This window comes from Actinoalloteichus spitiensis RMV-1378 (assembly GCF_000239155.1).
GTDB lineage: Bacteria > Actinomycetota > Actinomycetes > Mycobacteriales > Pseudonocardiaceae > Actinoalloteichus_B > Actinoalloteichus_B spitiensis.
In genome coordinates this window covers 1-9,027 of record NZ_AGVX02000349.1, presented here as the reverse complement: position 1 = coordinate 9,027, position 9,027 = coordinate 1, and the positions used below count along the sequence as shown (strand labels likewise).

The window sequence follows — 9,027 nt, the reverse complement described above, 5'->3', positions numbered from 1 at the left end:
CCGCGACCGCTCGCGGCGGGAGCCGGCGCCGCCGGAGCGGGTGCGCCCCAACCGGGCGATTCCCCCGGCGCACATCAGGATCCAGGCCCCCGCTCCAACCCCAACGTGCCCCGGCCGCCCCGGCCGGCCCCGCCCCCCGAGTACGACGACGGTCCCAAGACCGAGGAAACCGTCCTCACCCACCGCACCCGGTCCATCGACGAGACCCTCGCGCGGTTCTCCGCCGTCCACGACGAACTCGCCGAGGAGGAACAGGAGCGGGAGAAGAAGCGCAGGAAACGGCTCGGCAAGCTCATCAGCAAGTTGGAGCCCCAGGACCAGTACGCGGACCTGGACAGCGCCGTCGAGAAGTTCGACCCGTCGACGAAGCCCCGGATGTCCGAAGCGGACGTCCAGGGATCGGCTCCCGCCGACCCGGACCGGACCGAGGTCCACCAGGACGGACTGGTCGACGACGCGGACGAGCAGCCGGGGGAGACACCCGGGAAGGACGGCGACCGGGAGGACGCCGCCGAGGAGGACCGGAAACCGAAGGCGGCGGCCAAGGCGGCGGTCGGCAAGCTGGTCGCCTTCACCGGCTTACGCTCCTCCACTTCCAGCCGGGGCCGGGTGATCGGCAAGGGTGTCGCCCTCGCGGCGGCGGTCACCACCTTTCTCGCCACCGGGTTCGGCTGGGGCGCGCGTGGCTGGGTCGACAACCAGTTCTCCCACGTGTCCGCACTGGACACCGAGTCCGACGCGATCGCCGACCCGGACAAGCAGTACGGTGACGAGAACTTCCTGATCGTGGGTTCGGACAGCCGGTACGGCGCCACCGAGGAGGACAACGCCGGCACCGTGGACGACGCGGACGGCGACCGGGCGGACACCACGATGCTCGCCCACATCCCCGCCGACCGGGAGCGGCTGGTGATCGTGTCCTTCCCCCGGGACCTCGAGGTGGACCGGCCGGAGTGCGACCGCTGGAACCCCGAGACCCGGGACTACACCGACGAGCTCGTCGGCCCGGCCACCCAGGTGAAGCTCAACGCGGTGTACGCCGTGGGCGGGCCCCGGTGCATGGTGAAGACCATCCAGAACATCACCACTCTGAAGATGACGAACTTCGTCGGCCTCGACTTCGGCGGCTTCCGCGAGATGGTGGACGCGGTCGACGGCGTGGACGTCTGCGTCGAGGCGCCAATGGTCGACCAGGTGCTGGGCACGATCCTGCCGGAACCGGGGTGGCAGACGATCAGCGGACCGACCGCCCTGAACTTCGTCCGGGCCAGGAAGGTCCAGGGTGACGTGACGTCGGACTACGGGCGCATGCACCGGCAGCAGTTGTTCCTGTCCTCACTGCTGCGCAAGGTCACCTCGGGCGACGTGCTGCTGGACCCCGCGCGGCTCACCGACTTCGTCGGCACCTTCGCGCGGAACACCTACGGCGACAACCTGAGCACCGACAGCCTGCTCAGCCTCGCGCAGTCCATGCAGGGCCTGGACACCGGCCGGGTCACCTTCGTGACCCTGCCGACCGTCGGGGAAGCCAACGAGCGGGGCAACGAGGTGATGGTCCCGGAGGCGGTGGACGCGCTGTTCCGCGCGATCATCGAGGACATCCCGCTGCCCGGCGAGGAGGTCGACGAGGCGGAGGGCGAGGGCGCCGAGAACCAGGCCGAGGGCGCCGGGGCCGGCGGACCCGACCTGGTCGACCCCACCGGCGTCAAGATCCAGGTGCTCAACGGCAGCACGATCTCCGGAGCGGCCACCACGGCGTCCAACGCGCTCTCGGCGGCTGGCTTCGAGATCGTCACCAGCACCAACGCCCCGGAGCAGGTCGAGACCACCCTGGTCCTGCACTCGGCCGAGTTCCGCGCCCAGGCGGCCACCCTGGCCGCGATGGTCCCGGGTGCGGAGTTGCGGGAGGACCCCGCGCTGGGTGGCGCCATCCAGCTGGTCATCGGCCCGAACTTCACCGGGGTCGAGTCGGCACCGCCGGTTTCGCCGTCGGCGACGGGAGGCGCCGAGGGCACCTCCGGCGAGGAGCAGCCCCGGCTCCCCGGCAACCTGGACACGGTGAACGCGAGCCAGGAGATCTGCGGTATCCGCTGATCACGGCACGGCCGATCGGAGGAGGTTCACCGCCCGTTCACCCGGGCATTCCGCGTCAGGCGGGACGATTACGTATGGTGGGTACATGCGTGAGGCCTACCAGGACCAGCTTGACCAGCTCGCGGACGCGCTCGCCCGCATGTGTGAGATGGACGCCACGGCGATCGAGCTCGCCACGAAAGCACTCCTGGACGCGGACCTCACGCTCGCCGAACAGGTCATCGGCGATGACGCCAGGATCGACGAGGCGCGGTCGGACTGCGAGGAACACGCCTTCGCGCTGCTCGCCCTCCAGGCTCCCGTGGCGGGCGACCTGCGGAACGTGATCAGCGCGATCCACGCCGCCGAGAGCCTGGAACGGATGGGCGACCTGGCCCTGCACGTCGCCAAGGCCGCCCGTCGGCGCCACCCGCAGCCAGTGCTGCCCGAGGAGGTCCGCCCCTACTTCGTGGAGATGGGCCGCGTCGCCGTCGAACTCGCCAAGCAGGCCGAGCAGGTCATCAGGACCAGGAACATCAGCCTGGCGCGCCAGCTCGAGGAAGCCGACGACGAGATGGACGACCTGCACCGGCACCTCTTCACCGTGCTGATGCAGCAGGGCTGGCCGCACGGCCTGCCCGCCGCCGTGGACATCACCCTGCTCGGCCGGTTCTACGAACGCTTCGCCGACCACGCCGTCTCGGTCGCGCGGCGGGTGATCTTCGTCGTGACGGGGGAGCCGCCGCACCCCAGCGGCGACTGAGGTCCCACCAGCCGCGCGGTTAGTAGCAGCGGCTGCGAACACGGGGTGCCGCCGTCCCCGGCGTTTTGTTCCGTCACCCGCGTGAGCCGTGTGCGATGCTGACTCGGGTCGCTGGGATCTTGTCGGGTGACTTCGAGGGGGACTCGTGGGCGGTAATCCGACGTTGGACAGGCGCCGGCTGGGCACGGAACTCCGAGGCCTCCGGGAGGCCGCCGGCAAGACGCACCGCGAGGTCGCCGCCCACCTCGACTGTTCCCAGGGCAAGATCAGCCAGATCGAGCTGGGCAAGGTCCCGGTCCGCACCTCCGACGTCCGGCTCATGCTCGAGTTCTACGGAGCGCCGGCGGACGAGTTCGAACGCCTGCGCACGCTGGCGAGCGAGTCGAAGCGGGTCGGCTGGTGGCAGGAGTACGGCAAGATCCTCCAGCCCGGCTTCGACACCTACATCGGGCTGGAGGCCGGTGCGACGGCGCTCCGGTCCTTTCACTCCGACGTGGTGCCCAGTCTGCTCCAGACCGAGGAGTACGCCCGGTGCAGCATGGCGGCGGGCGCGGACCCGGGCTGCGCGACCGGGCGGCTGCTGCGCGTGCAACAACGACGCCAGGAGCGGTTGGCCGCGCCGGAACCCCTCGACCTCCGGGTGGTGATCGACGAGGGCGCGCTGCGCCGGCTCGTCGGCGGCCCCGGTGTCCTGCGGGACCAGCTCGAGCACCTGGTGCTGGTGTCCTACCGGCGGAACGTGACCGTCCGCGTACTGCCGTTCAGCGCCGGCGAACACCCCCTGCTCGGGGACAACGTGACCTACGTCGAGCTGCCGGACCCCGCCACGCCCGCCGTGGTCTTCCTCCAGAACTCGGCCGCCTGCACCTTCCTGGACAAACCGGCGCAGACCCGGCGGTACGCGACCGCCCTCGACCAGGTGGAGAAACTGGCTCTCGACCCCAGGGATTCGGTCCGGCTGATCGCCGGGGTCGCCGACGGGATCGGGGTCTGACGTCGGTCACCCCGCCGGCGGTACCGGAATCCGGGACTCCCGGCCGGATCAGCCGAAACGGCCCGAGATGTAGTCCTCGGTGGCCCGCTGGCTGGGGTTGGAGAAGATCCTGCTGGTCTCGTCGATCTCGACCAACCGGCCCGGCTGGCCCACCCCGTGCAGGTTGAAGAAGGCGGTCTGGTCGCTCACCCGCGCGGCCTGCTGCATGTTGTGGGTGACGATGACGATGGTGAAGTCCTGCTTGAGCTCGGTGATCAGGTCCTCGATGGCCAGGGTCGAGATCGGGTCGAGGGCCGAGCAGGGCTCGTCCATGAGCAGCACGTCGGGCTGGACGGCGATGGCCCTGGCGATGCAGAGGCGCTGCTGCTGACCGCCGGACAGCCCGCCGCCGGGCTTGTTCAGCCGGTCCTTGACCTCCTCCCAGAGGTTCGCGCCGCGCAGCGACTTCTCGCAGACCTCGTCGAGCTGCTGGCGGTTCTTCGTTCCCGCGAGCCGCAGCCCTGCCACGACGTTGTCGCGGATGGACATGGTGGGGAACGGGTTGGGCCGCTGGAAGACCATGCCGATGGTGCGGCGGACCTCGACCGGGTCCACGCCGGCGCCGTAGATGTCGGCGCCGTCGAGCAGGACGCTACCGTCGACCCTCGCCCCGGGGATCACCTCGTGCATCCGGTTCAACGAGCGGAGCACGGTCGACTTGCCGCACCCGGAGGGGCCGATGAACGCCGTGACGCTGCGCGGCGGCACCGAGAGCGTCACGTTCTCCACGGCGTGGAACTTGCCGTAGTAGATGTTCAGGTCCTTGACGTCAATGCGCTTGGCCATCGTGAATACGTCCCGACTACTTGGTCTTGACCGCGGACAGCCTCGACACGAGGGTGGCGGCGAGGTTGAAGAGCATGATGATCAGGATCAGGGTGAGCGCGGCTCCCCAGGTCCGGTTGAAGCCGGCGGCCTCCGGGTTCGTGAACTCCTTGACCATCAACAGCGGCAGGTTGGCCATGCTGCCGTCGAAGATGTCCGTGTTGATCCGGGCCGAGTAGGCCATCAGGATCAGCGCGGGCGCGGTCTCACCCATGATGCGCGCGACACCCAGCATGACGCCGGTGACGATACCGGAGAGCGCCGTGGGGATGACGACCTTGACGATCGTCTTCCACTTGGGGATGCCCAGGGCGTAGGAGGCCTCCCTGAGCTCGTTGGGCACGACCCGCAGCATCTCCTCGGTGCTGCGCACGACCATCGGGATCATCAGCAACAACAGCGCGAGGCAGTTCGCGAACGCGCTCCGGGAGAACCCGAAGATGCTGATCCAGACCGAGTACACGAAGAGCGCCGCGACGATGGAGGGCACGCCGGTGAGGATGTCGACCGTGAAGGTCGTCACCCGGGCGAAACGGGTGCCCGCGCCGTACTCCACCAGGTAGATGCCGACCAGGATGCCGATCGGTACGGCGATCACCGCGGTGACGAGTCCCTGGGCGATCGTCCCGTAGATGGCGTGGTACGCGCCGCCGAGGTCCTCGTTCGCCCGGACTCCCGAGAGGGAGTGGCTCCACCATTCGGCGCGGAGCAGGCTCTCCATGCCCCGGCTCGCCACGGTCCACAGCACCCAGATCAGCGGGATGACCGCCACGGTGAAGCACAGCGTCACCAGCACGGTGGCCGTGAGGTTCTTCGCCTTGCGACCGCTGCTGATGCCCTGGAACGACGGGGGCTGCGCGGGCCGTTCGAGTTCGAGTTCGGTGCTCACTTCTCTCACTTCCCCGTCCGGCTGGTGGTGATCCAGCGAGCCAGTGCGTTCACCACGAAGGTGAGCACGAAGAGCACCAACCCGGCCGCGATGTAGGCACCGGCGGAGATCTCGTTGTTGAACTCGGCGGCGTCGTTGGCGATCTTCGACGCGATGGTGGCGTCCCCGTCGAACAGGGACAGCTCCGGGGCTCGCCCGGAGGCTCCGGAGAGGATCAGGTAGAGGGCGACGGTCTCACCGAGCGCCCGACCGAGGCCCAGCATCGAACCGCTGACGTACCCGGCGCGGCCGAAGGGCAGCACGGTGGTCCTGATGACCTCCCACCGGGTCGCGCCGAGCGCGAGCGCGCCCTCGATCTGGTCCTTCGGTGTCCGCTCGAAGATCTCGCGGGTGATGGCGGTGATGATCGGCAGGATCATCACCGCGAGGACGATGCCCGCCGTGAAGATCGTGCCGCCGCCCCGGATGGAGACGTTGCCGTCGGAGAACAGCGGGAACCAACCGAGGTTGGAGTTCAGCCATTCGGCGGTCGGGACGAGCGCCGGGCCGAGCACCTGGAGGCCCCACAGGCCGAAGATGATCGAGGGCACCGCGGCGAGCAGGTCGATGATGTACGCGAAGACCCGTGCCAGGCTCCGTGGCGCGTACTGGGTGAGGAACAGCGCGATGCCCAAGGCGATCGGCATCGCCAGCACGAGCGCGAAGGCGGCGGTGGCGACAGTCACCCAGAGCAGGTAGAGGATGCCGAACCGCATGTTGTTCGGATCCCCGGTGGTCCACTCACCGCTGGTGAGGAAGGAGACCTGGTTGGCCTGCAGGGAGGGCAGCGCCTGGAGCAGCAGGAAGATCCCGATCGCGGCGATGAGGGCCACCACGAATCCGCCGGAGCCCAGCGCGAGGCTGCGGAACACGCGGTCGCCGGGGCGCCGGACCGTGCCACCCCGACCGGCGGAACCGCCCGCTGGCGGTCGCGCGCCACTGCCAGTGTCGGTGGTTTCGGTTGCGTTGCTGATGGGACCCTCCGGAAAGGCCGGTGACGCCCCACCCTGGGTGGGGCGTCAAGCCGCTCACTTAACTGCTGACCAAGTGTCTCGCGCGGGAGAACGCAGCCGGCGCCCTGGTCACGAAATGGTCTCGATGGAGTCGAGCAGCTGCTCCTGGAACTCCCCGGGCAGCGGCACGTACCCGAGCGTGGAGAGGTTCTCCTGACCGGTGGTGGCCGCGACCCGCAGGAAGGACTTCACGGCCTCCGCCGTCTCGCTCTCGGGGTACTCCGAGCACACGATCTGGTAGGTGGCCATGACCAGCGGGTAGGCACCCTCGGCCTGCGTGCCGTACACCGAGTCGAGGTCGATGACCATGTCGGCACCGTCACCGGCCAGCGTGGCGTTGGTGATCGCGGCGCCGGTGCTCTCGTCGTTCAGCTCGACCGGGCCGGAGCCGTTGTCGATCTGGGCGATGCTCAGGTCGTTGCTGTGCGCGAAGGAAACCTCGACGTAGGTGACGGAGCCCTCGGTGCCGGCCACGCCGCTGGCGACACCGTCGGACTTGGCCCGACCGTCGCCGACACCACCGGTGAAGGACTTGCCGCCGCCCGAGGTCCAGGCGTCGCCGGCCGCGGCCTCCAGGTACTGCTGGAAGTTCTCCGTGGTGCCGGACTCGTCGCTGCGGAAGATCGGGAGGATCTCCTGGTCCGGAAGGTCAACGCCCTCGTTCAGCGCGGCGATGGCGTCGTCGTTCCAGCTCGTGATGGTCCCGTTGAAGATCTGGGCGATGGTCTCGCCGTCCAGCACGAGGTCGTCCACGCCCGGGAGGTTGTAGGCGATCGCGACCGGGCCGAAGACCATCGGCAGGTGCAGCGGGACCGCGCCCTCGCACCGGTCGGTCGCGGCGGTGATCTCCTCGTCCTTCAGCGGCGAGTCGGAACCCGCGAAGTCGACCTGGCCCGCGTTGAACTGCTTGATGCCCGCACCGGAGCCGGTGGGGTTGTAGTCGATGGAGAAGCCCGCGCACTCGTCCTGGTAGACGACGCTGAACTCGTCCATGGCGTTGGCCTGGGAGGACGCCCCCTCCGCCTGGATGTTCTCCTGGCCGGCGCACTCGCCGCTGGTGCCGCCGTTGCCCCCCTGCGCGTCGTCACCACGGCTGGCACTGTTGTCGTCGGTACCACAGGCCGAGAGCAGCAGAGCGCTAGCGGCGGCCAGGCCCAACGCGGTGAGGTGCCGCTTGGTCTTCACGTGATCCTCCAGAACCGGAGATTTCCCTCTGGGCAGCGGTTTGCCGCCGATGAGGACGGTAGGCAGTGCTGGTGGCCTGCTCCTGGGGGGAAGGTGAACGAAAGGTGAACAAGTCGCTGCGAGTCACGATCCGCCGGCCCAAAGTGCCACTTCTGGCAGGAACTACCCCGCTCATCAGGCGACTCGGACATCACGTTCGGTAGTTGATCCGGCAGCAAGTCACCGGGCGAACTGAACATCGGTCTCGCCGTGGGTGAAGCCCAGCTTCTCGTACACCCGGATCGCGGCCCCGTTGTCGCCCTCCACGTACAGCAGGACGCTGTCCAGTCCCCGGCCGGCCAGGTGGTGGAGGCCGGCCAGGGTCAGCGCCGTGCCGAGACCGGTGCCCTGCGCCTCCGGGCGGACGCCGAGCACGTAGACCTCGCCGTGGGGCTGGTCCGGCCCACCAGGGCCCGGCTGGTGCACCTTCGTCCAGTGGAAACCCAGCACCCGTCCCCCGGCGTCGACCGCGAGCAGCAGGCCGGCGGGGTCGAACCACGACTCCTCCTGCTGGCCCCTCAGGTCAGCGACGCTCAGGGAGCCCTGTTCCGGGTGCCAGGCGAAGGCGAGGCGGTTGACCTCGACCACGTCCTCCTCGTCCTGCCCGGGGACGAAGGAGCGCAGCGCGACCCCCTCCGGCCACCGGGGCTCGGGCAACTCCGAGGACAACCTCGCCCACATCCGCCAGAGCTGGCGGGCCTCCCGGAAGCCGAAGCGGGCCGCCAGCCTGGCCGCCGCCGGGTGACCGCTGTGGGACCACACGCGCAGGGTGTCGCCGGACTGCCCCTCCGGGGTGACGGGCAAGCCCACCCGTTCGAGAAGCGCGCGGACCAACTCCGAGCCCACTCCGGCACCCCGGTGCTCGGGGTGCACGACCAGCTCGGCCACCGCACGCCCCTCGGAGTCGCCCTCGGTGTCCAGGAACGCGTAGCCGGCCAGTCCGCCCCCGGCCAGCCTGGCGACGAAGTGCTCCGAACCGGCGAGGTCGCCCTGGACCAGCTCCACCTGCTCGGCGGCCGGGCTCCGCTGGCGCAGTCGGCGCAGCACCTGCTCGGACACCGGTGCCGCGCCGTCGGCGGCCGTCGCCGCGTCGAGCAGGGCGTCCACCTCCGCCACGGTTTCGGCGGACAGGCCGTTGCGCCAGGTCACAGTCAGCACGGCTCCCCGG

Annotated in this window: 8 protein-coding genes; 3 read left to right on the top strand and 5 right to left on the bottom strand. The window is 69.6% G+C overall.

Annotation, left to right across the window (positions count from 1 at the left end):
* The 3 genes from ACTIDRAF_RS29175 to ACTIDRAF_RS0215740 all read left to right on the top strand — a co-directional run.
* Positions 1-2,094, top strand: a 2,094-nt coding sequence (locus tag ACTIDRAF_RS29175; RefSeq protein WP_211215359.1) for an LCP family protein, incomplete at its 5' end; no start/stop codon positions are given.
* A gap of 85 nt (positions 2,095-2,179) precedes the next feature.
* The gene (phoU, locus tag ACTIDRAF_RS0215745) at positions 2,180-2,836 is read left to right on the top strand and encodes a phosphate signaling complex protein PhoU (RefSeq protein ID WP_016699691.1); all 657 of its coding nucleotides are present in this window, start codon (positions 2,180-2,182) and stop codon (positions 2,834-2,836) included.
* A gap of 145 nt (positions 2,837-2,981) precedes the next feature.
* A complete protein-coding gene (locus ACTIDRAF_RS0215740; RefSeq protein WP_245533553.1) occupies positions 2,982-3,830 on the top strand; it encodes a helix-turn-helix domain-containing protein in 849 nt (282 codons plus the stop codon).
* Between the two features lie 48 nt (positions 3,831-3,878).
* Here the strand turns inward: ACTIDRAF_RS0215740 and pstB are convergent, their stop codons facing one another.
* The 5 genes from pstB to mshD all read right to left on the bottom strand — a co-directional run bounded on the left by pstB (position 3,879) and on the right by mshD (position 9,017).
* Positions 3,879-4,655 carry a phosphate ABC transporter ATP-binding protein PstB gene (gene pstB / locus ACTIDRAF_RS0215735; RefSeq protein WP_016699689.1) on the bottom strand — a complete coding sequence of 259 codons (777 nt, stop codon included), beginning with the start codon at positions 4,653-4,655 and terminating at the stop codon, positions 3,879-3,881.
* A 16-nt stretch (positions 4,656-4,671) separates the two neighbouring features.
* Positions 4,672-5,583, bottom strand: a complete 912-nt coding sequence (gene pstA / locus ACTIDRAF_RS0215730; protein ID WP_016699688.1) for a phosphate ABC transporter permease PstA — start codon at positions 5,581-5,583, stop codon at positions 4,672-4,674.
* A gap of 5 nt (positions 5,584-5,588) precedes the next feature.
* Positions 5,589-6,494, bottom strand: coding sequence for a phosphate ABC transporter permease subunit PstC (gene pstC, locus ACTIDRAF_RS0215725; RefSeq protein ID WP_016699687.1), 906 nt, complete (start codon positions 6,492-6,494; stop codon positions 5,589-5,591).
* Between the two features lie 210 nt (positions 6,495-6,704).
* On the bottom strand, positions 6,705-7,820 hold the full coding sequence (gene pstS, locus ACTIDRAF_RS0215720) for a phosphate ABC transporter substrate-binding protein PstS (RefSeq protein ID WP_016699686.1): 1,116 nt from the start codon (positions 7,818-7,820) through the stop codon (positions 6,705-6,707).
* A gap of 219 nt (positions 7,821-8,039) precedes the next feature.
* Complete coding sequence (mshD, locus tag ACTIDRAF_RS0215715) at positions 8,040-9,017, bottom strand: mycothiol synthase (protein ID WP_026066155.1); 978 nt, start codon at positions 9,015-9,017, stop codon at positions 8,040-8,042.
* Positions 9,018-9,027: the final 10 nt, after the last annotated feature.